The sequence below is a fragment of the Streptomyces sp. NBC_00525 genome, from assembly GCF_036346595.1.
Classification (GTDB): Bacteria; Actinomycetota; Actinomycetes; order Streptomycetales; family Streptomycetaceae; genus Streptomyces.
In genome coordinates, this window is sequence record NZ_CP107834.1 from 1,564,697 (window position 1) to 1,590,722 (window position 26,026).

A 26,026-nucleotide genomic window follows, 5' to 3' on the forward strand; every position below is an offset into this window, starting at 1 on the left:
GGGATACCGGCGCCACCGTGACTGGTGCGTGCGGGTCGTACGGGCGGTGCTCAGCCCTTGACGGCTCCGGCGGACATGCCGGTGACGAGGTGCTTCTGCGCGAACAGGAACACCAGGGCCGCGGGAATCGCGATCAGGACGGACGCGGCGGTCATCGGGCCCCACTGGGCGCCGTACTGGTTGACGAACAGCTGGAGGCCGCCCGCGAGGGTGAGGTTGTCCTCGCCGACCAGGAAGGCGGAGGCGTACGCCACCTCGCCCCAGGCGGTGATGAAGGAGTAGAACGCGGTGACGGCGATGCCGGGCTTGGCCAGCGGCAGGATGAGCCGCCAGAACGTGCCGAACGGGGTGAGGCCGTCCACCTGCCCGGACTCGTCGATCTCGCGCGGGATGGTGTCGAAGAAGCCCTTCATCATCCAGGCGCAGAACGGCACCGAGATGGTGAGGTAGGTGATGACGAGGCCGGACGGCTTGTTGAGCAGACCCATGCTCGCCATGATGTTGTAGATCGGCACGATGAGGACGGCGACCGGGAACATCTGGGTGATCAGCAGCGTCCACATCAGCCCGCGCTTGCCGGGGAACCGGAAGCGGCTGACGGCGTAGCCGGTGGAGGCCGAGATGATGACGCCGGCCAGGGTGGTGAGGCCCGCGACGATCAGCGAGTTGCCGAACCAGGTCAGGAACTTCGTGTTCTCGATGAGGTTCGTGTAGTTCTCGAAGGTCGTTTCCTTGAAGAAGTCAGCCGTTGTCGCGTACTTGGCGGGCTTCAGCGAGGTCAGCAGGACCCACAGCACGGGGAACACCGCGACCACGGACGCGACGATCAGCGTCAGGTGCAGTGCCGTGGAGGCCAGCGGCGAACGCTCGCCGCGCAGCCGGACCTTGGCGGGGCGGGACGCGGAGTGCCGCGCGGTGGAGGTGGGTGCGGTGGTCACCAGTCGTCTCCCTGCGTGCGGAGGACTCGCCGGTAGATCGCGGCGAAGACCATCAGAAGGACGAGGATCAGCACGCCCCACGTGGAGGACTGCGCGAAGTCGCGCGGGCTGATCTCGAAGGAGAACTTGTACGCCTGGGTGACCAGGATCTGGGTGGCCTCGCCGGGTCCGCCGCGGGTGAGCAGGAAGATCACCGGGAACATGTTGAAGGTCCAGATGGTGGAGAGCAGGACCACCGTCGTGGAGACCGGCCGCAGTCCGGGCATGGTGACGTGGCGGAAGCGCTGCCAGGCGGTGGCGCCGTCCATCTCGGCGGCCTCGTAGTGCTCGCTGGGGATGGACTGGAGGCCGCCGAGGAGGGCGACCATCATGAACGGCACGCCGAGCCACACGTTGACGGCGATGACGGAGAACTTCGCCCAGGTGGGGTCGTCCAGCCACGGCACCGCGTCGATGCCGCCGCCGGAGAGGATTCTGTTGAGCAGCCCGCGGTCCTCGTTGTAGAGGAAGCGCCAGGCGAAGACGGAGACGAAGCCGGGGATGGCCCAGGGCAGGATCAGCGCCATCCGGTAGGCGGACCGGCCGGCGAACTTCCGGTTGAGGATGTTGGCGAGCGCCAGCCCCAGCGCGAAGGTGATGGCCACGCAGGAGACCGTCCACACCAGGGTCCACCCGAGCGTGCCGAGGAACTGGTCGCCGGTGAGCGCCTCGGTGTAGTTGTCCAGGCCCACGAACTTGTACGTGGCGGGCATCTCGTTGACGCCGATGGACCGGGCGACGTTGCGCTCGTTGGCGTCGGTGAGCGACAGGTAGACGCCGCGGACGAGCGGGTACCCGATGATCACGCCGATCACGATGACGACCGGGGCCACCATGGTCCAGGCGTACCAGTGTGTCGACAGGGCCCGCCGGAGCCGTCCGGGCGGCGGGGGGTTACCAGTACCGCGGCTCCGGCCGCGGGCGCTCTCGGCGCCCGCGGCCTTCACCACCGACTGGCTGGTGTGGACAGCCATCAGCCGGCCTGCCTTCCTGAGTTACTTCCAGCCCTTGAGGAGCTTGCGGTAGGAGTCGCCGGTCGCCTTGACCGCCTTCTCCGGGCTGGTCTGACCGGTCAGGACCTTGGTGTACTCGGTCACCAGCGGGGCGAAGAGGCTGCCGCCCTCCGGAATCCAGGGGCGCTCGACGGCGCTCTCGACGACCGGCTTGAAGAAGCCGACGATCTCGTTGTCGACGACCGACTCCTGGGCGTAGGCGGAGGTACGGGTCGGCAGGAGGTTGATCTCCTTGGCGACCTGGGCCTGCGACTTGACGGAGGTCATGTAGTCGACGAAGGCGTAGGAGGCGTCCAGGTTCTTGGACCCGGCGTAGACGGCCAGGTTGTGACCGCCCTGCGGGGCGCCCTGGGCGACGGAACCGGCCGGGACCGGGGCGACGCCCAGGTTGGCCTTGTCGGCGAACGCCTTGCCGGTGTAGGTGTCGGCGACGGCCCACGGGCCGTTGATCATCATCGCGACGTCGCCGTCCTTGAAGGACGCCATCATGTTCTCCCAGCCGTCCGTGGCGTCCGTCTTGGCGGCGCCCGAGTCGACCAGGTCCTTGACGACCTTCATGGCCTTGACGCCGGCCGCGTCGTCGATGGTGACGGCCTTGTCGGCGGCGTTGACCATGTCGCCGCCCTCGCCGTAGAGGAAGGACAGGAAGTAGTAGGCGTCGTCGCCGCGCAGGTACAGACCGGTCTTGCCGGTCTTGTCCTTGATCTTCTTGGAGACGGTCTTCAGCTCGGCGATGGTGGTGGGCACCTCGACGCCGGCCTCCTTGAACATCTTCTTGTTGTAGAAGACGCCCATGGAGTCGATCACCTGCGGCACCGCGTACGTCTTGCCGTTGTACTTGGTGGACGCGGCGGCCTGCTTCAGGAAGTCGTCCTGCTTCTGCAGGGCGGGGGTGCCGTCCAGCGGGGCCAGGTAGCCGAGGTCCGCGAACTCGGGGGTCCACGCCACCTCGGAGCGGATCACGTCGGGGGCGCCGGAGCCCGCCTGCGCCGCGTTCTTGAACTTGTTCTGCGCCTCACCGAAGGGCACGTTGACGTACTTGACGTCGACCTTCGGGTGCAGCTTCTCGAAGCCCTCGGCGATCTTCTTGAAGACCTTGTCCTCGCTGCCCGCCGTGGAGGTGTCCCACCACGTCACGGTGCCGGAGAGCTCGCCCGAGCTCTTGGAACCGCTGTCGGACTTGTCGTCATCGCTGCCGCAGGCGGTCGCCGCGAGCGCCAGGGCCGCGACCAGGGCGGTGGCCGTTATGCCACGTCGCATCTGAACTCCTTCAACTGCCGTACCGCTCCGTCGCGGCGCCGGGTCGACGTGAACGTAACAAGGATGAAAGACGACCGAAAGAGTTTGCGGAAGATTTCTGCAAGCCCCGACGATCGTTACATTGGCGTGTCCTCAAGGTTGCCGTCAAGCCACTTGACGAAACTGCTCTCCCCCTGGCACATAAGGCCGAGCGGCCCTGATTCCGCAGTGCGACGATCTGACCGCAGCCGGCAAACCCGGCCCGCAAGGCCTTGCAAGATGTTGCCGTCAGCCGTCGCGATCAGCGGCTTCGGGCCGCCCGGTGGGCGCGGGGCGGAACGGAGCGGGCCGGGGGACGGCATCCGGGCCCCTGACCTGGACGGCGTCCGGGCCCCTGACCTGGTGGGCAATCCGACCCGCTCCCGGTACAGTCCAGTGCCATGACCGCACGGCTTGCCGATATCGCAACTCAGGCGGGAGTCAGCGAAGCGACGGTCAGCCGCGTACTGAACGGCAAGCCCGGTGTAGCCGCTGCCACCCGCGAATCCGTCCTCGCCGCTCTCGACGTCCTGGGCTACGAGCGCCCCGTACGTCTGCGCAGGCGCAGCGCGGGGCTCGTCGGCCTGATCACGCCGGAGCTGGAGAACCCGATCTTCCCGGCGCTCGCCCAGGTCATCGGGCAGGCGCTGACCCGGCAGGGCTACACGCCGGTCCTGGCGACGCAGACGCCGGGCGGCTCCACCGAGGACGAGCTGACCGAGATGCTGGTCGACCGGGGCGTCTCCGGGATCATCTTCGTCTCCGGGCTGCACGCCGACACCTCCGCCGACATGGGGCGCTACGAGCAACTGCGCGCCAAGGGCGTGCCCTTCGTCCTGGTCAACGGCTTCTCGCCGAAGGTGCAGGCGCCTTTCATCTCCCCCGACGACCGGGCCGCGATGCGGCTGGCGGTGACGCATCTGGTGTCGCTGGGGCACAGCCGGATCGGCCTGGCGGTCGGCCCGAAGCGGTTCGTGCCGGTGCTGCGCAAGATCGAGGGCTTCCACGCCACGATGCGCGAGCAGTTGGGCCTGTCGACCGATGAGATCGAGGGACTGATCCAGCACTCCCTGTACACGCTGGAGGGCGGCCAGGCAGCCGCATCGGCGCTGCTGGAGCGGGGCTGTACGGCGGTGGTGTGCGCGAGCGACATGATGGCGCTCGGCGCGATCAGGGCCGCCCGCCGGCTCTCCCACGAGGTCCCGCGCGACCTGTCCGTGGTGGGTTACGACGACTCGCCGCTCATAGCGTTCACCGATCCGCCGCTGACCACGATCCGCCAGCCGGTGACGGCCATGGGCCAGGCCGCCGTGCGTACGCTCCTGGAGGAGATCGGCGGCACGCCCGCCCCGCACAGCGAGTTCGTCTTCATGCCGGAGCTGGTGGTACGCGGCTCCACCGCCGCGGGCCCCGGCCCGGACCCGGCCGGCACCGCCCCGGCGTCCCTCCCAGCATCGCACGCGGACGCGTAGGCGGCCCGCCGCACCCGTCCCGCGCTCCTCCGCCACCCACCCACCGCACCCGCCCCGCGCGGGTTTTCGGCATGCCCGCGCACGGTCCCCGGAGGTGCAACCCGCGCCCCACCGGAGGATCATCGGGCAGAGAGGGCAAATCTGGCAGACTCTGTGCCTATGGGTGAATTGAGCGTGAAACGACAGGAAGGCCGCACGGAGGCCACCCCGTCACCCATCGTGAACGAGGCGGCTCCCGAGGCGAACACCAAGCAGTCCGGTCGCACACACGGGCTCGGCAGAGCACTCGACAGACCACTCGCTCACATCGTGTCCCGGCTGCGTTCCCCCCGGTCGCCCCGGCGGCCCCGTCTCTGGTTCGAAATCCTGCTGGTGGCGGTGAGTTACTGGCTGTACTCGCTGGTGCGCAACGCGGTCCCCGAGCAGAAGGCCGCCGCACTCGCCAACGCGGACTGGCTGTGGTCGGTCGAGCGGTTCCTCGGCATCGCGGTCGAGCAGTCCGTCAACCACGCGGTGAACTCGGTGACATGGCTCATCGTGTCGATGAACTACTACTACGCGACCCTGCACTTCGTGGTCACGATCACCGTGCTCATCTGGCTGTTCCGCCGGCATCCGGGCCGTTACGCGGCGGCCCGGCTGGCCCTGTTCGCCACCACCGGCGTCGCGCTCGCCGGCTACTACCTCTACCCGTTGGCGCCGCCCCGCCTGATGAACGGCGGCAACTTCGTCGACACGGTCCTGGTGCACCAGACCTGGGGCTCGATGGCGTCGGGCAACTTCAAGAACATGTCCAACCAGTACGCGGCGATGCCGTCGATGCACATCGGCTGGTCCCTGTGGTGCGGCCTCACCGTCTTCGCCCTGGCCTCGGTCCCCTGGGTCCGCGTGCTGGGGCTGCTGTATCCCGCGGTCACGCTGATCGTCATCGTGTCGACGGCCAACCACTTCTGGCTGGACGCGGTGGGCGGCATGGCCTGCCTGGCATTCGGTTACGCGGTGTCGTACGCCTGGTACGGAGCGCTGCCGCACCGGCTGCCCAGATGGATTCCGCGCAAGGCGTCCCGCCCTCGCCTCAGCGCGTTGGGGGCGCGGCCCCAACGCGAGCCCGCGGCGACCCGCCACTGACCCGGCGCTCCGCCCCGCGAAGGCTCGGCCCCCGTGGAACCGCTCAGCCCCCGTAGAACCGCTCCTCCACCACCGCGCGCGCCCGCCGCGTGACCCGCCGGTAGTCCTCCAGCATGTCCCCGACGTGCCCCTCCTCGTACCCCAGGTACCGCCCCACCGCGGTCAGCTCGCGCGGGACCGAGGGGAACGTGTCCCCCGGCCTGCCGCGTACGAGCATCACCGCGTTGCGGACGCGGGTGGCGAGGACCCACGCCTCGTCCAGGGTCCGGGCGTCGTCCGCGCCGATCAGGCCGGCCTCGTGGGCGGCGGCCAGCGCGGGGCGGGTGCGGGTGGTCCGCAGCCCCGGCACGGAGCGGCCGTGCCGCATCTGCATCAGCTGCACCGTCCACTCGACGTCGCTCAGCCCGCCGCGCCCCAGCTTGGTGTGCAGGGTCGGGTCCGCGCCGCGCGGCAGCCGCTCGGACTCCATGCGGGCCTTGAGCCGCCGGATCTCGCGGACGGCGTCCTCCGTGAGCCCGTCCTCGGGGTAGCGCAGCGGGTCGATCAGCGCGGTGAACTCCGCGCCCAGGTCCAGGTCCCCGGCCACCGGCTCGGCCCGCAGCAGGGCCTGGCTCTCCCACCCCAGCGACCAGCGCCGGTAGTACGCCTCGTACGACTTCAGGGTGCGGACGAGCGGCCCGTTCTTGCCCTCGGGGCGCAGGTCGGGGTCGATGACCAGCGGCGGGTCGGCGGTGGGCAGCTGGAGGAGCCTGCGCATCTCGGAGACCACCCGGCTCGCGGCCCGGCCCGCCTCCTGCTCGTCCACGCCCTCGCGCGGTTCGTGCACGAACAGGACGTCCGCGTCGGAGCCGTACCCCAGCTCGTGGCCGCCGAACCGGCCCATGCCGATGACCGCGAACCGGGTGGGCAGCGTGTCGCCCCACTCCGCGCGTACGGCGGCCCGCAGCGCACCGGCGATGGTCACGGCGTTGATGTCCGTGACGGCCCCGCCGACGCGGTCCACGAGGGCGCCGGGATCGGATTCGGCCGGGCTGTCCTCCGTACCGTAGGAGCCGATCAGGTCGGCGGCCGTCGTGCGGAACAGCTCGCGTCTGCGCACCCCGCGCACCACCGCCACGGCCGTCTCCGCGTCGTCCGCGCGCCCCACCGCGGCCAGCACCTCCTGCTCCAGGTGCTCCCGGCTGCGCGGGGCCAGGCCGTGCGGGTCGCCGAGGATGGAGACGGCCTCCGGGGCGCGCATCAGCAGGTCGGGGGCGAGGCGGCCGGCCGACAGGACGCGCGCCAGGTTCTCCGCCGCGGCGCCCTCGTCGCGCAGGAGCCGCAGATACCACGGGGTCTTGCCGAGCGCGTCGGACACCTTGCGGAAGCCGAGGAGACCGGCGTCCGGGTCGGCGGAGTCCGCGAACCAGCCGAGCAGCACGGGCAGCAGGGTGCGCTGGATGGCGGCCTTGCGGGAGACCCCGGAGGACAGGGCCTCCAGGTGGCGCAGGGCGGCCGCCGGGTCCTCGTAGCCGAGGGCGACGAGCCGGGCGGTGGCGGCCTTGGTGCTGAGCCGGGACTCGCCGGGCGCGAGCTGCGCGACGGCGTCCAGGAGCGGCCGGTAGAACAGCTTCTCGTGCAGCCGCCGCACCACGGAGGCGTGCCGCCGCCACGCCTGGTTCAACTCGGCGATGGGATCGGTGCGCAGGCCCAGCGAGCGGCCGAGGCGGCGCAGGTCGGGCTCCTCGTCGGGGACGAGGTGGGTGCGGCGCAGCCGGTAGAGCTGGATGCGGTGCTCCATGGCGCGCAGGAAGCGGTAGGCGTCGTCGAGCTGGACGGCGTCCACCCGGCCCACGTAGCCGCCGCGGGCGAGCGCGGCCAGCGCCTCCAGGGTGGACCCGCTGCGCAGGGAGGGGTCGCTGCGGCCGTGGACGAGCTGGAGGAGCTGGACGGCGAACTCGACGTCCCGCAGTCCGCCGGGGCCGAGCTTCAGCTCCCGGTCCACCCGGTCGGCGGGGATGGTGTCGACGACGCGGCGGCGCATCTTCTGCACGTCCGGGACGAAGTTCTCCCGGTCCGCGGCCTGCCAGACGAGCGGCGCCACGGCGTCCACGTAGTCGGCGCCGAGCGCGGGGTCGCCGGCCACCGGCCGGGCCTTGAGCAGCGCCTGGAACTCCCAGGTCTTGGCCCAGCGTTGGTAGTACGCGAGGTGCGAGGAGAGCGTGCGCACGAGGGGCCCGTTGCGGCCCTCGGGGCGCAGGTTGGCGTCCACGGGCCAGATGGTGCCCTCGACGGTGGTGTCGGAGCAGATGCGCATGAGGTGGGCGGCGAGCCGGGTGGCCGCCTGCATGGCCTTGCTCTCCTCGGCGCCGTCGGCCGGTTCGGCGACGAAGATGACGTCCACGTCGGAGACGTAGTTCAGCTCGTGGCCGCCGCACTTGCCCATCGCGATGACGGCGAGCCGGCACTGCGCGGCGTCCTCGGGTGCGGCGGCGGAGGCGATGCGCAGGGCGGCGCGCAGCGTCGCGGTGGCGAGGTCGGCGAGTTCGGCGGCGACCTCGGCGACGTCGGTGGTGCCGCAGACGTCGCGCGCGGCGATGGACAGCAGGCACCGGCGGTAGCCGACGCGCAGGGCGTCCGGGTCGCCCGCCCCGGCCAGCTCGCGCTCGAACTCGGCGATGCCGGGGTGCAGGTCGGCCGCCTCGTACGTGACGAGCACCTGCCAGTCGCGGGGGTGCCGGGCCAGATGGTCGCCGAGCGCCTCGGACGCCCCGAGCACTCCGAGCAGCCGGTCGCGCAGGGGCTTGGCGGTGACCAGCGTGTCCAGCAGGATCTGCCGCTCCCCCGCCTCCTCCGCCTCGGCCAGCCGGACCAGGCCGCGCAGGGCGAGATCGGGGTCGGCGGTGGCCCCGAGCGCTTCGAGGAGCACCGGGTCGGACCGTACGGAGGACAGGTCGGGCAGGTCGAGCAGCCGCTCCGCGGCGGACGGGTCGGTGAATCCGTGCCGCAGAAGTCGGGTGAACGTACTGCTCCTGCGCCCCGGCACCATGGTCATCCCGCGCTCTCCCGCCCGCCACCAGTCCAGCTCCCAGCCTTCGGAGTTTAGGCGCTGCCCCGACGGGGCGCGGGGACCGGCGGTGCTGCGGGGCGTTGGGGCGGGGCGGCTGGAACCGCGCCCGTGCCTCCGGGCGTGTGCTCTACGGTGAGAAGGCAGTCGACATGGGGTGGGGGCCGGTGGAACGGATACGCACAGCGTTTGCCGAGCGCGTTGCCGGTGGGGTGCGGGTGTGAGCGGCGACGGCGCGGACCTGCGTCTGGACAAGGCGTCGGTCGCCAAGTTCACCAAGGGCCTGAACACGACCATCGACGAGTTGGGGGAGCTCGGCGGGGCGACGGGTTCGGTGCTGGGCAAGGGTTTCTCGGAGCTGGCGATGACCGGGATGGAGGCCGGGCACCACGGGCTCTCGGTCGACTTCGAGGACTTCTGCGAGCGCTGGGAGTGGGGGGTGCGGGCTCTGGTGCGGGACGCCAGCGGGCTCGCGAACCTGCTGGGCCTGGCGGCGGGTACGCAGTGGGAGCACGACCAGTACCTCGCGGGCACGCTCAAGGTGGGTGCCAACGCCCTGCTCGGCGGGAACCCGCACGCGAGCGAGGAGGAGATCGCCCGGCAGGACTGGGGCGATGTCCTCACGCCGGACTACCTGGACCCGGACTACAGCCCGGAGTCGTTTCGGCAGGCCGGCCAGGACATGGGGCAGACCTGGAAGGACACCGGCCGCACGGTCCTCACCGAGGGCACCGGCGGGCGCCGGGCCGACATGTTCAACAGCGCGCTGGGGATCTCCGACGAGCAGTTCGACGGCATGCTGGACGAGACGTTCGGCCCGTCTCCGGAAGAGCGCGCACAGCAGGCACAGCAGGGAAGCGAGCCGGGGGGCGACTGATCCGTGGGCATAGGCGATGTCATCAGCGACCTGACGCCCGACCCGATCGAGAACGCGGTCGAGGACGGTATCGAGTGGGCCGGTGACCGGGTCGAGGACGCGGGGAACTGGACGGCCGACCGGCTGGACGACGTCGGCTGGCAGTCCGGTGCGGACTGGGTGCGCGAACAGTCCCGCTCCGTCGCCAACCGGATGGGCGCCGAGGTCGACGAGATGGACCTCGGGCAGACCGAGGACAAGACCGAGCTCATCTACGGCAGCCCCGCCGAGATCACGGCCACGGTCGCGAAGCTCCGGGCCTTCCGGGCCGCGTTCGACGGCACCGGTGACGGGCTGAAGGGGCTGGACTCCGGAGAGCTCAAGGGCGAGACGGCCAACGCCCTGCGCACCGCGGTGAGCACCCAGCCGCCGAAGTGGTACGCGGCCGCCGACGCCGCGGCCGGGGCGCTGGGGGCGCTCGACGCCTTCGCGGACACCGTCACCTGGGCACAGGGCCAGGCGCAGACGGCGATCGACAAGTGGAAGGCGGGCGTCAAGGCGTCCGAGGACGCTGCGGACGCCCACCGCAAGAAGGTGGACGACTACAACAGCGCCGTCGACCGCTACAACGCCCTGCCCGCCGACAAGCGCGACCCGTCCTCGCTGCCGCCGAAGCCCGCGTCCACGTTCACCGACCCCGGCAAACAGCTGATGCAGGACGCGCAGGACTTACTCGCCGCCGCCCGCGAGCAGCGCAACTCCGCGGCCGAGACCGCCCGCACGGCGGTCAGGGCCGCCCGCGACCTGGCGCCGGAGAAGCCGTCGTACGCCGAGCAGGTGCGGGACGGGTTCGAGGAGTCCCAGGTCATGGGCATGCACCTGGACGGCGGGATCATCAAGGCGTCGGCGGGCATCGTCAACTTCGTGCGCGGCGTCAACCCGATGGACCCGTACAACCTGACGCACCCGGCCGAGTACGCCACCTCGCTCAACAGCCTGGCGGCCGGGCTGGTGGTCGCCGCGAACGACCCGGCCGGCACCGGCAGCCGGATGGTCCAGGACTTCATGAAGGACCCGGCCGAGGGCGTCGGCCGGCTGATCCCCGACCTCGCGCTCACCGCCGCCACGGGAGGCGGCGGCGCCGCGGTCAAGGGCCTGCGCGTCGTCGACGAGGCGTCCGACATCGCCCGGCTGCGCAGGCTGGCGGACGACGCCCCGGAGGGCACCCACACCCGGTCGGACGGCCGGCGCGTCACCGACGGCACCGACCCCGTCGACCTGGCCACGGGCCGGATGTTCCTGCCGCAGACCGATGTCGCGCTCCCCGGCATCCTGCCGCTGCTGTTCACCCGCCGCACCGAGTCCGGCCTGACCGCCGGCCGCTTCCTGGGCCCGTCCTGGACCTCCACCGTCGACGAACGCCTCCAGATCGACTCCATCGGCGTCCTCCACGTCACCGCGGACGGCCTCCTGATCCGCTACCCGCACCCGGCACCCGGCGCACCCGTCCGGCCGGAGTCCGGGCGGGCCCGCACGCTGCTGGCCCGCGACGCGAACGGCGACTACACGGTCACCGACCCCGACAGCGGCCTGGTCCTCGACTTCGACGCCCCGCCCGGCGCGGAGCCCGGGGGCGACGGCGTCGCCTGGCTCGGCGAGATCACCGACCGCAACGGCCACCGGATCACCGTCGAGCGCGCCGAGGGCGGGCTGCCGCTGGCCCTGGTCCACTCCGCGGGCCGGCGGCTCGGCCTGACGACCGCCGACGGCCGGATCACCGCCCTGTCCCTGACGGGTGCGGGCGAGGACGGCACGGACCTGCTCCTGATGAGCTACGGCTACGAGGACGGCGATCTCACCGCCGTCACCAAGCCGTCCGGCGCCACGACCACCTTCGTCTACGACGACCGCCACCGCGTCACCGCCTGGATCGACTCCAACGACAGCCGCTACGACTACCTCTACGACGACCGGGACCGCGTCGTCGCGGAGGGCGGCGAGGCCGGCCACGTACAGATCACCCTCGCCTACACCGAGCCCGACCCCGACACCGGCCACCGCACCACCACGCTCACCACCGCAGACGGCCACACCACCCGCCACCTCTTCGACCCCGGCTGCCTTCCCCTCGCCGTCACCGACCCACTCGGCCACACCACCCGCTACACCCACGACCCGCACGGCAACACCCTGACCCGCACCGACCCGCTCGGTCACACCACCGCCTTCACCTACGACGGGGACGACCGGCTGGTTGCGACCACCGCCCCGGACGGCAGCGAACTGCGCACCGTGCGCGGCCCGTCGGGCCTGCCGGTCGAGATCACCGGCCCGGACGGCAGCCGGGTGCTCCAGGAGTTCGACGAACGCGGCAACCGCACGGCCGTCACCGACGCGGCCGGGGCCACCACCCGCTACACCTACGACGACGCGGGCCGCCTCACCTCGGTCACCGACGCCCTCGGCGCCACCACCCACATCGAGTGCGACGCCGCCGGCCTGACCGTACGGGTGACCGGCCCCGGCAGAGCCGTCACCCGAACCGAGCGGGACCCCCTCGGACGGCCCGTCCGCATCACCGACCCGGTGGGCGCCGTCACCCGCCTGGAGTGGCGCCCCGACGGCGAACTCGCCCGGCGCACCGCACCGGACGGCGCCACCGAGTCATGGACGTACGACGGCGAGGGCAACGCGCTCACGCACACCGACGCGGCGGGCGGGACCACCCGATTCGAATACACCCACTTCGACCTCCTCGCCGCCCGCACCGGACCGGACGGCGCCCGCTACGCGTTCGAGCACGACCGCGAGCTGCGCCTCACCCGCGTCACCAACCCGCAGGGCCTGACCTGGGACTACGCGTACGACGCGGCGGGTCGCCTCGTCGCGGAAACCGACTTCGACGGCCGCACCCTCACCTACGAGACGGACGCGGCGAACCGGATCACCGCCCGCACCGACGCCCTCGGCGGGACCATCACCTTCGAACGCGACCCACTCGGCCGGGTGATCCGCAAGGACGTCGGCGGCCGGGTGACGACGTACGCCTACGACCGGGCGGGGCGGCTGCTCGAAGCGGTGGGCCCGGACAGCGAAATCCGCTACCGGTACGACCGCCGCGGCGCGGTCAAGACCGAACTGGTGGACGGCCGCGCCCTCTCCTACTCCTACGACGCGCTGGGCCGCCGTACCGGGCGCGTCACGCCCACGGGCCACGTGACCTCCTACACGTACGGCCCGGACGGCCGCGCCCACAGCCTCACCAGCGGCGGCCACCGCATCGACTTCACCCACGACGACGCCGGCCGCGAACTCACCCGCGCCTACGACGACGCGCTGACCATGACCTCCGCCTGGGACGAGGCCGGGCGCCTCACCGCCCAGCACATCGACGCCGGGACCCGGGCCGTCAACAGCCGCGCCTACACCTACCGCGCCGACGGCCACCTGATATCCGTCGCCGACCGGAAGTCCGGCACCCGCACCTTCGACCTCGACCCGGTGGGCCGCGTCACCGCCGTCCACGCCCAGAACTGGACCGAGCGCTACACCTACGACGACGCCGGCAACCAGACCTCCGCCACCTGGCCCTCCGCCCACCCCGGCACCGAGGCCACCGGCTCCCGCGCCTACACCGGCACCACCCTCACCCGCGCCGGCGACACCCGCTTCGAACACGACGCCCTCGGCCGGACCACGCTGCGCCGCAAGACCCGGCTGTCCCGCAAGCCCGACACCTGGCACTACACCTGGGACGCGGAGAGCCGCCTCACCTCCGTCACCACCCCCGACGGCACCCGCTGGCGCTACCACTACGACCCGCTCGGCCGCCGCACGGCCAAACAGCGCCTGACCGCCAACGGGGACGTGGCCGAGGAGACCCGCTTCACCTGGGACGGCCCGACCCTCTGCGAACAGACCACCCACCAGCCCGACGACCCGAACACGGTCGCCCTCACCTGGGACCACCGCGGCCCGGCCCCCCTCGCCCAGACCGAACGCATCCTCACGGCCGACGACCACCAGACGGAGATCGACCGCCGCTTCTTCGCCATCGCCACCGACCTCGTCGGCACCCCCACCGAACTCATCGACGAGACCGGCCACACCGCCTGGCACTCCCGCACCACCCTCTGGGGCACCACCACCTGGCCCCGCACCAGCACCACGTACACCCCCCTCCGCTTCCCCGGCCAGTACTACGACCCGGAAACCGGCCTCCACTACAACGTCTTCCGCCACTACGACCCCGAAACCGGGCGTTATACGACCCCCGATCCGTTTGGCCTGGCCCCCGCGCCCAACCCCCTCACCTACGTGGTCAACCCGACCACAGGGTCCGACGCACTCGGTCTCGCTCCCGACTATCAGTCAATCTACAAGGCCCCTCAACGAGGGCAAGGCGACATTCAGGAAACTGTGGGATACCGAGCCGAAGACTTCCCGGGTGGACCTCATGACCCGTACATGGACGGAAAGGCGTATTTCGCCAAGGAGCGTGAAATCGCAGAGAAGTACGCCAAGCACTATGGCGAAGGAATTATTGAGATCAAGATTCCCCGAGAAGAGTACGATCTTCGCTTCGGGCAATACGAGCGCCCCTATGAAGGTGGCCCCTTGACCGAGATCGAGATCCCGAACACCTCGGTGGAGGATCTGAACCACTACCCCAGGGTGAGGCACAGGTAGCAGTGGAAGACGCATGGGAAGACGCGAAACTCCGGTATCCGGTCGGCAGCACGGCTCACGGGGTGGTACGAGTGCGGCGCCCGTTCGGAGTGTTCATCGAGTTGGACGGTGCTCCCGAAGTGATCGCACTCCTGGACATCGCCTCGTACAATCCCGATCCACTGGTAGTCGAACTGCCCGAGGTCGGAGAAGGAGTCTTCGGCGAAGTGGCTTTCCACGACGAGCAGAAGAGGCAGATCCGAGTGCGGGTGGGCGCACCGTTCTGGAATGACGATGCCGGACGGGCGGACATGGGCGGGGGCTCAGGTGCGGACTGAACCCGAATCCCCCGAGAGTCGGCAAACCCCGATGGGGGAGCAGGAGATGCCCGGCCCAGCTGAACTGGAGCAGCTCTGCCCATCGCCGGTAGGCTCGTCGCCCGGTGGCCATGAAAGACGCATGGGAAGACGCGAAACTCCGGCGCCCCGTCGGCAGCACGGCGCACGGGGTGGTACGAGTGCGGCGCCCGTTCGCACCACGACGAACGGAAGAGGCAGATCAGAGTCCGAGTCCGTACCGTCCGCCGAGGCCGGAACCAGCCGGATCGGATGAGGTGATGACTGCGGTGCGACTGGAATTCGGCGGTGACTGGTTTGCGACGGTGACGGGTGAGCCGCTCGATCTCGTTCCCCGTCTCCATACCGACCTGCGGGTCTCCCCCTGCACGAACACGGTGGAACGGGAGGCGTTCCTCCTGGGTACCTTCGGCAGCCAGGACTGGCTGTGGGATGTGGTCGACATCCTGCGCTTCGATCCGGACGACCGGCGGCTGGTCGGGGCCGAATTCTGCATTCCGGAAGATGAGGCATCGGCGGAGGACTCGGCCCGTCTCCGTCTCCCGCCCGAGGCACGGTCGGGCGGGCTTCGCGCGGACCAGGTCAAGGACTTCCGGCTGGAGTCCTGCACCGTACTGTGCCGTACCCCCGGCGACACCGTGCTGACCTGCCTCCGCGACCTCGACGTCCTCGACGAGCCGCTGGAGGCGCGCGTACGCATCGCCCAGGACCTGGCGCTCCTCGTCCAGCACGGCACCGTCGTCGGCTGGAGTCTCACCGATCCCGTGCGCTACGTGCCCCCCCCGTACGTCGATCCCGGCCCCGACCCGCCGGCGGCCGCCACCCGAAGACTGTTCACCGAGTGCATGGACCTGCTCGCCGAGCCGATGGCCTTCGCGCTGTCGGAGGGCGAACCGGCCGCTCTCGAACGGCTCCGGGCAGCCGATCAGGCCCTGCGCGACCAGCGCGAGGACCGCCACCGGGCGAACGCCCTGCGCACGGTCATCAGCCAATACGTCGAGGACTACCTCGACGCGCCCGGGCGACAGCCATAGCCCACCGCGCGAAGTGGCCGACTCCTCGCAAGGCCGTCGTGTGCCGTCTCCTTCAACCGAAAGGACGGACCTGGGAGTTGAGTGTCGACACCAATATCGACATCATCCTCCACTTCAACTTCGTTAGGTAGAAATGGCGCACAAATTCATCGTTGAAGCAGCGAGCCCTCTGGCAGGTACGCTTCGCTACTCCGACGCGGACCGAGGGTTCTCCTTCCAGCCGCAGAGCTTTGACGACCTGGCTCGGCTGGAAGGGAGCGAGGGACGAACGAGTCTCGTCGCCGATACCCTTCAGCTGGAGGTCGCGGTGGACAGCGGTCGCGCCCTCTATGTGTGGGGTTACTTGCCGAAGGAATCGTGGCAACGGGAGGAATTGAAACTGCCGACCTCCGCCGGCGGTGCCGTGGCAGTGGAACTGGACGACCCTCCACTTGAGGAGCATATTTCTGTATCGATCGCTCGATCGGACTGGGATGTTCTGTTCGATGAGTCTTCGAGACTGGTCCGAGTCGTACGGGATCGACGGGTTCCCGAGAAGCTGGTCGAGATCGCCGATGGCGTTCATCTTGGTCTGAACGGTACGGAATTCGTCTCGTTCTGGCTCTGCCCGGAGTTCGTTGAGTAGAACCACACAGGCGGCCTTGCTGAGCAGCGTCAAGTGCTCACGCCGGACTTCCGTGGGGGGCGTGGTGCGAGCCGCCCCCTACGGGCCGCCGTACTGCGGAACGACGTACTGTCCAAGGCGTTCCCCGAGGCCTACGCCGGCGGGCAGGCGAGGATGTATCACGTGCCCGGCAACGGCATGAGTGGAATGAGTTCATGGCTGTAGTGATCGCAATGCTGGAAGAGCTAGCGGACGTCGCCCCGCTGACCGCCGAGGGTGCGGCGGCGCGGTTCACTGCCCAGAAGTGGACGCCTGGAGGCAAGCCCCGCGACGGCCTGGAGACGTCGTGGGACAAGGACGGCGTCGGAAGCTGGATCCAGGTGTTCGGCAGTGGGGCGGTCAGCGTCTCGTTCGCTGTCTGGATCCGCGACGTCGACGAGTCGGGCTACTTCGACGACCTGGAAGCCGTCTACGAGCAGGGGGAACAGGCGCTGGCCGGCTTCCTGCCCGAGATCGAGGAATCCCCTCTCGCCGTCCGCCTTGTCGAGGCCGCGCAGACGGAGGCGGACAGGGACGAGTTCATCGCGGTGAAGAGGTGGGCCCTCGACACCCGGATCGTGACGGCCGGTGTGATCCAGCAGGACACCGATCTTCCGGTGATGGTCGTGGTGGCGCTGGAGGAACCCGGCACCGCCTGAACCACCGCGCGCACGCCAGGAAACCCGTTCCGTGAAAGCGCGACGCGTCTCTCTCAGAATTCCCTGTCGCAGTGGCCCACTGCGACACACAGGACAGGAAGGCCGGATGAGGTGGTGACGGCGAGGCAACTGAGATTCGACGGTGGCTGGTCCGCGACGGTGACGAATGAGCCGCTGCGCCTCGTCCCCCGCTTCGAAGGCCGGACCGTCCGCGTCGTGCCCTATACGGACATGACCGAGCGGGAGGGGTTTCTCCTGAATACGTTCGGCAGCCAGGAATTTCTGTGGGACATGCCCGACGTCATTCGGTTCACTCCGGCGGGCCGGCAGCTCGTCGGGGCCGAGTTCCGTGTGCCCGAGGAGCCCGCGTCCGCCGAGGACTGTGCCCGCGTACCGCTGGAACCTCCCGTGCGTCCGGGGGGGCTTCGTGCCGACGAGGCACGGGATTTCCGGCATGAGATGACTTCTGTGCACTGCCGCGCCTCCGGGGACACCGTACTGACCTGCCTGCGCGACCTCGATGTCCTCAACGGGCCCCTGGACGCCCGCATCGGCATCGCCCGGGACATGGCGCTCCTCGTCCAGCACGGCACTGTCGTCGGCTGGAGCCTCTCCGACCCCGCGCGATACGTGACCACCCCGTACGCCGACCCCGACCCCGACCCCGACCCACCGACAACAGCCGTCCGAAGGCTGTTCACCGAGTGTCTGGACCTGATCACCCAGCCCCTGATCCTTGACGTGGAAGACGGCGAACCCGCCGCCCTCGAACGGCTCCGGGCAGCCGATCAGGACCTGCGCGACCAGCGCGAGGACCGCCACCGGGCGAACGCCCTGCGCACATTCATCAGCCAATTGGTCGAGGACTACCTCGACACCCCGGCCAGGCGACAGTCATAGCCCACCGCACCCAGCTCGGAGGACCTCAATGACGTTTCACGATGGCCAGGAACTCGATGTGACGGTGACCGGGGTAGCTCCGGTGGGCTCACAGGTCGGAGTGGACGGCGAGATCGGGTTCATCGACCAGGTGAAACACCCCTCCTGGTGGGACGAGGAGGCCGCACCGCCCCGAGTCGGGGACCGGCTGCACGTCGTCGTGCTCGACGCGAGCCGGGAACCGCCCCGCTTCAGCGCGCTGCAGAGCGACATCGACGGAGCACGCGGTATCCGGCGCGTGCTCGACGACAGCGCCGGGCAGCTCCAGATCTACTCCGTGGAGGACCGGAGCGCCGAAGCCGCCGTGTGCGTGGCCCGCTGTGTGGGCGGCGTGGTCCGCCTCGGGCAGCGGTTCGGCGCTGCCCCGGTCACCGATGGGGCAGAGGCTGCCCGGCCGGGCCTCGTCCTCGACCGGATCATCCGTTACGACAGCGACATGGACTTCATCGAGCCGCCCCACGGTGCGACGGTCCGGTTGTCGGGCGACGGCGTGGATCTCCTGAAGAGGGGCGTCATCCTCACCGCTGCCGCGGAGTAGCGCCCGCACCGGTCGCCCGGTGAGGCGGTCACCGCGTCAGCCCGCTGCCCGTGTTCCCGTCACGACGGTCGCGTACCGCTCCTCGCAGGTGGCCACCCGTGCGGTGAGGCCGGTGGCGGCGACGGCCTGTGCCGCCCGTTCCGCCTGGCGTTCGCTGGTCTCGACGAGGAGGCTGCCGCCGGGGGCCAGCCAGTGCGGTGCCTCGGCGGCGACGCGGCGCAGGACGTCGAGCCCGTCGCCGCCGCCGTCGAGCGCGACGAGCGGTTCGTGGACGCGCGCCTCGGCGGGCAGCAGGGGGACGTCCTCGCTCGGTACGTACGGCACGTTGGCGAGCAGCACGTCGACGCGCCCGCGCAGCGTTTCGGGCAGTGCGGCGAACAGGTCGCCCTCGTAGACGCGTCCGCGCTCCCCGATGTTGCGGCGGGCGCAGCGTACGGCGGCGGGCTCGACGTCGGCGGCGTGGAGTTCGACGCGGTCCAGGGCCGCGGCGAGGGCGGCACCGAGCGCGCCGGAGCCGCAGCACAGGTCGACGACGACGGCCGGGTCGGGGGCGAGCGAGACGGCCCGCTCCACCAGGAACTCGGTGCGGCGGCGGGGGACGAAGACGCCGGGGTCCACGGCGATCCGCAGCCCGTTGAACTCGGCCCAGCCCAGGACGTGTTCGAGGGGGTGTCCGGCGGCGCGCCGGCGCGCCATGGCATCGATGTCGGCGGGGTGGTCTGCGGTGGCGGCGATGAGCCCGGCCTCGTCCTCGGCGAAGACGCAGCCGGCGGCGCGCAGTGCGGCGGCGAGGGAGGAGAGGGCGGACGGTGACAGCGGGACCGGCATGGTGCGGAGCCTTTCGGAGAAACGCCGAGGGGTGCTCCGCGGCCGGGTCAGGTCCGGTCGGCCACGCGATCGCGGGAGGGGAGCACCCGGTGCGATACAGCGGTGATCGGTCCCACCTCCTTGGTCAGGTCCCCGTGCGGGGATGCGAAAGACTACCCCAGCCGCCGCTCAGCGCCGTCGGGGCCGGTAGTCGTTGCCGCCGTTGACGAAGCTGTTGTGCACGGCGTTCGACGAGTTCGCGGCGCGGATGTTGCGGATCTCCGCGCTGTGCTGCCGCTCGATCTCCTGGCCGTCGAAGTTGTCGGTACGCCGCCGCTGACGCAGGTTCACCCGCACGATCAGCAGAACGATCAGTGCCGACAGCAATCCCATCAGTCCGAGAACCGCGTGCACGGCGCCCCTCCCCCTGGTCACGCCCCGCGAGGGGCCCGTGATCTTCCGCCCATTGTCCGGTACCGGGGGGAGGTAGTCCAGCGACCGCTACACGTCCGCCCCGATGCGCCGGCCCGACAGGGGCCGGACGGTGACGCCCCCGTGCCCGTCCGCCTCCACGCGGCTCACCCGGGCACCCTCCGTACGCGCCACGACATCGGCCACGCGTCCGTCTGCGAACAGCACGCCGGCTCCGTCCTGAACGGCCCACCCGCCCGGCAGCACGCCACCGGCCACGGCGGCCCCGTAGGACGCGCGCCGTGCCGGCTCGCTGTCGTAGTGCGGGCAGACGGAACCGGACAGCAGCCCCAGCCCGTCCGGGAGATGCGTCAGGGGTCCGAACGAGTCCGTGTGCGAGGCCTCGGCCCAGCAGTTGGCACCCGCGCTGATGCCGCACAACAGCACCCCGCGCTCGTACGCCTCCCGCATCAGCCGGTCCACGCCGTGCGCACGCCAGACGGCAAGCAGGTTGGCGGTGTTGCCTCCGCCGACGTAGAGGACGTCCTGGGAGAGCACGAACTCCCGCAGGGCCGCGTCGTCCGACTCCCGCTCGAAAAGGGGCAGTACGCCGGGCACGCAGGACCGCTCCCGGAACGCCCGGTGGAACCGGTCGACGTACGCGACGGCGTCCCCGCTGGCCGTGGGCACGAAGCACACCCGGGGCAGTTCGGCGTCCACCTGCCCGAGCACCCAGTCGTCCAGCACCCCGTCCTCGTCCGTGGAGAAGCCGCCCCCGAGCAGAGCGATCCTCCGCACGCACCCCGCGCTTCTCGCCATGGCCATGCCCCTCCTCGCAAATGCGCCGGACGGCACGGCCCCGCCGTACGCCGGCGGTGCCACCGTCCGGCAACCGACTGTGCGGCCGGACGCTACCCGGCCCGGCAGCCCGGCGGCCACGCCATTTCGGCGCCGGGCCGGCTACGCGTCGCCGGGGGTGACGAGGCCGGTCGCCGCCGCGAAGGAGACGTACGCGAAGAGGAAGCCGACTGCGAGGACGAGGAAGATGGCGAGCACGCCGGGCAGGCGCTGTTTCCGCGACCGCAGGGCCAGGACGCGGCCGGGGTCGCGCGGGTCGTAGAGCGCCTCGATGCTCCAGGTGTTCACGGAGGAGAACACGGTGCGGATCATGCCGGACGGGTCCGTGAACACGTACTCGCCGGACCGGCCGTGCAGCCGGACGGCAGCGGTTCGGACGCCGCGCTTGCGCAGATACCGCTCTTCCACCGGCGTGTAGAGAAGAAACGCGCCGAGGGCGAGCACGGGGATCGCCACGAGGCCGAGCGGCGTGACGAGGGCCAGGTTGGTCGGGGTACCCAGGACGCCCACGAGCACGCTCACGCCGATGACCAGCACGACCCCGGCGTACGTGCCCAGCCGCATCCGGCGCAGCCATCTCCGGTAGCTCGGCTGGTACAGCCGCTCGCCGGAGACGAGCCCCGCCCCGTCGACCGGCTCCACACCCTCGGGCCGCTCCGGCAGCGCCGCGTTCACCGCGTCGGCGAAGGCCGTGGCCACCCCGGCATCGGCCACGTCCCAGACCCGGTGGACGAACGGCTTGTCCATGCCCGGCGAGGCGGTCAGCTCGATGGCGAGGTGGTCCGCCTCGACCCGCGCCCGGCTGATGGCCGCCAGCGGAATGTGCGCCTGCTCGTGCGGACGGCGCACGGTCAGCCCACCGTCCTCCACGAGCACGACGGTGTCCGCGCCGGCGTGGAGAAGGGGTATGTGAGATGTGAGGGACATGTGCGTGATCGTATGCGCGAACACCGCCCCGGGGGAGTCCTTCGCCCCGGCGTTCGACGCGCCGTCACGCGGCCACGACGGCCTCGAAGATGTCGGCGTCGGTCTCCCGCTGCCACTGGGGCAACTCGCCCCAGTCCGCGACGTATCCGGGCTTCGGCTCCTCGAAGTGCTTGTACATCTGGGCCGTCCAGCACAGCGCCACGAACCGCCCCTTCTGCTCCCGCGAAAGCCGCGCCGCGTGCCCGCCGCTCACCTCGACGAACTGCCGCACCTGCTCGTACACCGCCCCGGCCGCTTCCCGCTCCCACTGCGGGGTCTCCTCCCACGGCATGACGTACCCGGCCTTGGGCTCCCCGGGAAAGTGCCGCCGCACCCCGGCGATCCAGCTCTTACCTCGCGGAAGCAGAGCGATCCGGCGGCAAGCCCTCCGTGGCCGTGCTCTTCATCTGCCCGGCCGAGGCACCCGAGGAGATCGCGAAACGGCTGGGCGTACCCCTCGGCTCCCAGGTACTCGCGCGCAAGCGCCGCTACTTCCGCGAGGGCGTCGCGACCGAGGAGGCCACCTCCTACCTGCCCTGGGATATCGCGAAGGACATCCCGGAGCTGTTCGCCGAAAACCCCGGCGGCGGGATCTACGCGCGCCTCGAAGAGAACGGCCACACCCTCGCGGAGTTCAGCGAAACGGTACGCGCCCGCCTCGCCACCAAGGCCGAGGCATCCGCACTGGCACTCAGCCCGGGTTCCCCGGTAGTCCACCTCGTACGCGATGCCGAGGCGACGTCCGGGCGGATCGTAGAGGTATGCGACACGCTCATGGCCGCCGATCAGTTCGTCCTGGAGTACCGCTTTCCCGCAGAGGACTGAGCAGACGTCAGCCTTGCGCGCATCGGCGCACATTGCAGCGAAGACAGCCGCTTGACTCATGTACGGAAGTTGGGAATCTCATCGATGGGGCCCGTCACGGTGGTGCAGGCGCCGAATGCACCAACGCTCCCCGTCCTGGCGGATACCCACCGTGTGGCTGCGCACCGTGCGCGGGGCGGACCGCGCTCACACACGAACGGCCCGCACTACGCACTCCTCGACGAGGTCGGCCCAACCACCGCTCTGTGGCTCCGATGGCACGACGCCGAAGTCGGGCTCAGCGTCCTCCCGGACTGCCCGTCCAACGCCCCCGGCCACGATGGAGACGCCTGCTGTCTGTTCGACGGCCATGCCGGTCCGCACAGTTGGCAGGACGTCCGGGCGGATGACAATGGGCCACATGGACCTTCTGTTGCATCTGGGGCAGACGCTTGATGAGTTGGACGCGCCCCGCTGGACGGAGCCCCCGGCCGATGCCACGCACCTCGTGCGAAAGGTGCATGCGCTGCGGCGGGTGCCGCTGGGGGAGTTGCGGGCGGCGGATCTGCGGGTGCTCGTCTCGCAGCAGGTGGCGTTGGCGTACGTCGTTCCGCTGGCGGTGCGGATGCTGGTGGAGGAGCCGCTGCTCGACGCGTACTACTACGAGGGCGATCTGCTGCTCGCGACCGTGAACGTTCCGGCGACCGTGTGGGATCTGTTCCCGGAGTTGGCGGAGGAGTTGCGGGCCGTCGTCGTCGAGCTGCCGGAGGAAGCGGTCGCCGGCCTCCGCCGTGGGGCCGCGGAGGAGGTCGGTCGCTTTCTCGGCGTGCGTCAGTGGAACTCGTGAACCACCTGGATCTCGCCCACGATGTGCGCGTTGAAGTCGTCAAGCTCCTCCGCCGGAATCCATAGTTCCAGGATGGTGCGTCCGCCCGCCTGCTGGACTGGGTAGCGGCTCAGGAAGTCCGACTCGACCTCGAAGCGGGTGACGAAGCCTGCGCCGCTGTGGCGTACGTTCCAGTCGCGCGCGATGCGGATCGCGTAGTCCTCGTTGAGGACCGGGTAGAAGATCGGCTGCTCGGGAAGCCGGGGCGGCCAGGCACGCCAGCCCAGTTCGCGCACCAGGGCCAGCTCCTCGGGACCGGTCGGGCGCCAAAGGGTCGTCGTGGCTCGGCGGCTGTTCATGCGACCGGACGATACCGGCCCCGCAAACCCGGCGGCCACGCCCTTTCGACACCGGGCCGTGCCGGCGTCGCCGGAGCGGCCCAGGGAGGGCGCGCGCACCTGACGCGGCGCGGCCCTCCCGGCGGAAACCTCCGGCCGTGACTACAGCACCGGCAGCAGCGCCTTCAGTTCGAAGGCGGTGACCTCGCTGCGGTACTCCTCCCATTCTCGCTTCTTGTTGCGGAGAAAGAAGTCGAAGACGTGTTCGCCCAGGGTTTCCGCGACCAGTTCGCTCTTCTCCATCAGGGAGATCGCCTCGCCCAGGTTCTGCGGGAGCGGTTCGATGCCCATCGCGCGGCGTTCCGCGTCGGAGAGGGCCCAGACGTCGTCGTCGGCGCCGGCCGGGAGTTCGTAGCCCTCCTCGATGCCCTTGAGGCCGGCGGCGAGCAGGACCGCGTAGCACAGGTAGGGGTTGGCACCGGAGTCGATGGAGCGGACCTCGACGCGGGCGGAGCCGGTCTTGCCGGGCTTGTACATCGGGACGCGGATCAGCGCGGAGCGGTTGTTGTGGCCCCAGCAGATGTACGAGGGGGCCTCGCCGCCGGCGCCGGCCGCGCGGGACGAGCCGCCCCAGATGCGCTTGTAGGAGTTGACCCACTGGTTGGTCACGGCGGAGATCTCCGCCGCGTGCCGCAGGAGGCCCGCGATGAAGGAGCGGCCCACCTTGGACAGCTGGTACTCCGCGCCGGACTCGTAGAAGGCGTTGCGGTCGCCCTCGAAGAGGGAGAGGTGGGTGTGCATGCCGGAGCCCGGGTACTCCGAGAACGGCTTCGGCATGAACGTCGCCTGCACGCCCTGTTCCAGCGCGACCTGCTTCATGACCAGGCGGAAGGTCATGATGTTGTCGGCCGTCGAGAGCGCGTCCGCGTACCGCAGGTCGATCTCCTGCTGGCCGGGCGCGCCCTCGTGGTGGCTGAACTCGACGGAGATGCCCATGGATTCGAGCATGGTGATCGCCTGGCGGCGGAAGTCCATGCCGACGTTCTGCGGGGTGTGGTCGAAGTAGCCGGAGCTGTCGGCGGGGGTGGGCCGGGTGCCGTCGACCGGCTTGTCCTTCAGCAGGAAGAACTCGATCTCGGGGTGGGTGTAGAAGGTGAAGCCCAGGTCCGAGGTCTTCGCCAGGATGCGCTTGAGCACGAAGCGCGGGTCGGCGAAGGACGGCGAGCCGTCCGGCATCAGGATGTCGCAGAACATCCGGGCCGTACCCGGAGCCTCCGCGCGCCAGGGCAGGATCTGGAACGTCCCCGGATCGGGCTTGGCGATCATGTCCGACTCGTACACCCGGGCGAAGCCCTCGATCGCGGAGCCGTCGAACCCGATGCCCTCGTCGAACGCCTGCTCAAGCTCGGCGGGGGCCACGGCCACGGACTTGAGGTAACCGAGCACATCGGTGAACCACAGCCGTACGAACCGGATGTCGCGCTCCTCAAGGGTTCTGAGGACGAATTCCTGCTGCTTGTCCATAGCCACATCCTTGCAGTTCAGATGGCCCGGGCTCCACCTTCGCGGGCTGGGGAGGGACTCCAGTATCACGACCCCGGATTTCCCCCAGATTACGCACCCGACGTGACATGGAGCACGCGGCCACCCACTACGATCGGCGCGCGCCCCGTCTCCTCATCGCCCCTTCCCCGAAGGATTCACGACATGAGCTACGACCACGACCGCAGGACCCGCATAGAGCAGATGCGCAACGCCGACCGGGCGCGGGACCGCCGCGTCCGGGTCGTCGCCGTGAGCGTGGGCGCCGTCCTGGTCGCCGGGCTCGTCGCCTTCGGCTCGTACGCGCTCATCGACAGGGCCGACGACAAGTCCGGCGTCGAGAGCTCGATGGGCGGCGACGGCAAGGGCGGGTCCGCCTCCGTCGCCCCGCAGGACGGGACCGCAGCCGCCGGGCCGATCGAGGGCGAGAGGTCCTGGGACGCGAAGAAGCTGACCCGCAACCACGTCACCGACACCGTCACGTACCCCATGAAGCCCCCGGTCGGCGGCGACCACAGCCCGGTCTGGATGAACTGCGACGGCGAGGTCTACAAGAAGGCCATCCCCGACATGAACGCCGTGCACGCCCTGGAGCACGGCTCGGTCTGGGTGACGTACAACGACAAGGCGTCCGACGCCGATGTCGCGAAGCTGGCGGACCGGGTGTCGACGACGCCGTACTCGCTGATGAGCCCCTACCCGGACCAGGCGGGCGCGATCATGCTGACCGCCTGGGGCAAGCAGGTCACCGTGGACGGCGCGGACGACCCGAGGGTCGCGCAGTTCTTCACCCACTACGTGCAGGGGCCGCAGACGCCCGAGCCGGGCGCCGCCTGCACGGGCGGCCTCGACGGCTCGTAAGGGGCC

At 70.4% G+C, this 26,026-nt stretch carries 23 protein-coding genes and 1 pseudogene; 13 read left to right on the forward strand and 11 right to left on the reverse strand.

Annotated features, from left to right (window positions below; all coding sequences use genetic code 11):
* Positions 1 to 50: 50 nt before the first annotated feature.
* The 3 genes from OG710_RS06900 to OG710_RS06910 are packed head-to-tail and all read right to left on the reverse strand — an operon-like array spanning position 51 to position 3,250.
* A complete protein-coding gene (locus tag OG710_RS06900) occupies positions 51 to 938 on the reverse strand; it encodes a sugar ABC transporter permease (protein WP_330238527.1) in 888 nt (295 codons plus the stop codon).
* On the reverse strand, positions 935 to 1,951 hold the full coding sequence (locus tag OG710_RS06905) for a carbohydrate ABC transporter permease (protein ID WP_330238528.1): 1,017 nt from the start codon (positions 1,949 to 1,951) through the stop codon (positions 935 to 937). The genes OG710_RS06900 and OG710_RS06905 overlap by 4 nt, the downstream gene beginning before the upstream one ends.
* 21 nt (positions 1,952 to 1,972) lie before the next feature.
* Complete coding sequence (locus OG710_RS06910; protein ID WP_330238529.1) at positions 1,973 to 3,250, reverse strand: extracellular solute-binding protein; 1,278 nt, start codon at positions 3,248 to 3,250, stop codon at positions 1,973 to 1,975.
* Between the two features lie 419 nt (positions 3,251 to 3,669).
* Here OG710_RS06910 and OG710_RS06915 point away from each other — a divergent pair, with 419 nt between their 5' ends.
* Both OG710_RS06915 and OG710_RS06920 read left to right on the forward strand, forming a co-directional pair.
* Positions 3,670 to 4,740: a LacI family DNA-binding transcriptional regulator gene (locus OG710_RS06915; RefSeq protein ID WP_330238530.1), complete on the forward strand. Its 1,071-nt coding sequence runs from the start codon at positions 3,670 to 3,672 to the stop codon at positions 4,738 to 4,740.
* Between the two features lie 219 nt (positions 4,741 to 4,959).
* A complete protein-coding gene (locus OG710_RS06920) occupies positions 4,960 to 5,868 on the forward strand; it encodes a phosphatase PAP2 family protein (RefSeq protein ID WP_330242176.1) in 909 nt (302 codons plus the stop codon).
* 43 nt (positions 5,869 to 5,911) lie between these two features.
* Here the strand turns inward: OG710_RS06920 and OG710_RS06925 are convergent, their stop codons facing one another.
* Entirely contained in the window at positions 5,912 to 8,902 is a 2,991-nt protein-coding gene (locus OG710_RS06925; RefSeq protein ID WP_330238531.1) for a bifunctional [glutamine synthetase] adenylyltransferase/[glutamine synthetase]-adenylyl-L-tyrosine phosphorylase, read from the reverse strand.
* A gap of 232 nt (positions 8,903 to 9,134) precedes the next feature.
* Here OG710_RS06925 and OG710_RS06930 point away from each other — a divergent pair, with 232 nt between their 5' ends.
* The 8 genes from OG710_RS06930 to OG710_RS06965 all read left to right on the forward strand — a co-directional run bounded on the left by OG710_RS06930 (position 9,135) and on the right by OG710_RS06965 (position 18,607).
* Positions 9,135 to 9,791, forward strand: a complete 657-nt coding sequence (locus OG710_RS06930) for a hypothetical protein (protein WP_330238532.1) — start codon at positions 9,135 to 9,137, stop codon at positions 9,789 to 9,791.
* A 3-nt stretch (positions 9,792 to 9,794) separates the two neighbouring features.
* Positions 9,795 to 14,459 (forward strand): putative T7SS-secreted protein, encoded by a 4,665-nt coding sequence (locus OG710_RS06935; protein WP_330238533.1) that lies wholly within the window; start codon positions 9,795 to 9,797, stop codon positions 14,457 to 14,459.
* A 2-nt stretch (positions 14,460 to 14,461) separates the two neighbouring features.
* Entirely contained in the window at positions 14,462 to 14,776 is a 315-nt protein-coding gene (locus OG710_RS06940) for a hypothetical protein (protein WP_330238534.1), read from the forward strand.
* Positions 14,777 to 15,054: 278 nt separating this feature from the next.
* Positions 15,055 to 15,828: a hypothetical protein gene (locus tag OG710_RS06945; RefSeq protein WP_330238535.1), complete on the forward strand. Its 774-nt coding sequence runs from the start codon at positions 15,055 to 15,057 to the stop codon at positions 15,826 to 15,828.
* A gap of 133 nt (positions 15,829 to 15,961) precedes the next feature.
* Positions 15,962 to 16,453 (forward strand): hypothetical protein, encoded by a 492-nt coding sequence (locus OG710_RS06950; RefSeq protein WP_330238536.1) that lies wholly within the window; start codon positions 15,962 to 15,964, stop codon positions 16,451 to 16,453.
* 212 nt (positions 16,454 to 16,665) lie between these two features.
* Complete coding sequence (locus OG710_RS06955; RefSeq protein ID WP_330238537.1) at positions 16,666 to 17,130, forward strand: hypothetical protein; 465 nt, start codon at positions 16,666 to 16,668, stop codon at positions 17,128 to 17,130.
* A gap of 111 nt (positions 17,131 to 17,241) precedes the next feature.
* Positions 17,242 to 18,030, forward strand: a complete 789-nt coding sequence (locus tag OG710_RS06960; RefSeq protein WP_330238538.1) for a hypothetical protein — start codon at positions 17,242 to 17,244, stop codon at positions 18,028 to 18,030.
* A gap of 28 nt (positions 18,031 to 18,058) precedes the next feature.
* Positions 18,059 to 18,607, forward strand: a complete 549-nt coding sequence (locus OG710_RS06965; RefSeq protein WP_330238539.1) for a hypothetical protein — start codon at positions 18,059 to 18,061, stop codon at positions 18,605 to 18,607.
* 36 nt (positions 18,608 to 18,643) lie between these two features.
* Here OG710_RS06965 and OG710_RS06970 read toward each other — a convergent pair whose 3' ends face one another.
* From OG710_RS06970 to OG710_RS06990, 5 genes are all read right to left on the reverse strand, one after another.
* Complete coding sequence (locus OG710_RS06970) at positions 18,644 to 19,435, reverse strand: putative protein N(5)-glutamine methyltransferase (protein WP_330238540.1); 792 nt, start codon at positions 19,433 to 19,435, stop codon at positions 18,644 to 18,646.
* Positions 19,436 to 19,603: 168 nt separating this feature from the next.
* A complete protein-coding gene (locus OG710_RS06975; protein ID WP_330238541.1) occupies positions 19,604 to 19,828 on the reverse strand; it encodes a hypothetical protein in 225 nt (74 codons plus the stop codon).
* 87 nt (positions 19,829 to 19,915) lie between these two features.
* Positions 19,916 to 20,644, reverse strand: coding sequence for a peptidase E (locus OG710_RS06980; protein WP_330242177.1), 729 nt, complete (start codon positions 20,642 to 20,644; stop codon positions 19,916 to 19,918).
* A gap of 141 nt (positions 20,645 to 20,785) precedes the next feature.
* Complete coding sequence (locus OG710_RS06985; RefSeq protein ID WP_330238542.1) at positions 20,786 to 21,610, reverse strand: hypothetical protein; 825 nt, start codon at positions 21,608 to 21,610, stop codon at positions 20,786 to 20,788.
* Between the two features lie 64 nt (positions 21,611 to 21,674).
* On the reverse strand, positions 21,675 to 22,022 hold the full coding sequence (locus tag OG710_RS06990; protein WP_330242178.1) for a hypothetical protein: 348 nt from the start codon (positions 22,020 to 22,022) through the stop codon (positions 21,675 to 21,677).
* Here OG710_RS06990 and OG710_RS06995 point away from each other — a divergent pair.
* Together OG710_RS06995 and OG710_RS07000 are read left to right on the forward strand one after the other, a co-directional pair.
* Positions 21,944 to 22,474, forward strand: a pseudogene (locus OG710_RS06995) (GntR family transcriptional regulator); the annotation flags it as partial. The gene OG710_RS06990 and the pseudogene OG710_RS06995 sit on opposite strands and share 79 nt — an antisense overlap.
* A 400-nt stretch (positions 22,475 to 22,874) precedes the next feature.
* On the forward strand, positions 22,875 to 23,300 hold the full coding sequence (locus tag OG710_RS07000) for a contact-dependent growth inhibition system immunity protein (RefSeq protein ID WP_330238543.1): 426 nt from the start codon (positions 22,875 to 22,877) through the stop codon (positions 23,298 to 23,300).
* On the opposite strand, the gene OG710_RS07005 is transcribed toward OG710_RS07000, so the two are convergent.
* Together OG710_RS07005 and glnA are read right to left on the reverse strand one after the other, a co-directional pair.
* Positions 23,285 to 23,638, reverse strand: a complete 354-nt coding sequence (locus OG710_RS07005; protein ID WP_330238544.1) for a hypothetical protein — start codon at positions 23,636 to 23,638, stop codon at positions 23,285 to 23,287. The genes OG710_RS07000 and OG710_RS07005 overlap by 16 nt on opposite strands.
* Before the next feature lie 141 nt (positions 23,639 to 23,779).
* Entirely contained in the window at positions 23,780 to 25,141 is a 1,362-nt protein-coding gene (gene glnA, locus OG710_RS07010; protein WP_111332293.1) for a type I glutamate--ammonia ligase, read from the reverse strand.
* A 183-nt stretch (positions 25,142 to 25,324) separates the two neighbouring features.
* Between glnA and OG710_RS07015 the strand changes: the two genes are divergently transcribed.
* Positions 25,325 to 26,020 (forward strand): DUF3105 domain-containing protein, encoded by a 696-nt coding sequence (locus OG710_RS07015; RefSeq protein WP_330238545.1) that lies wholly within the window; start codon positions 25,325 to 25,327, stop codon positions 26,018 to 26,020.
* Positions 26,021 to 26,026 lie beyond the last annotated feature (6 nt).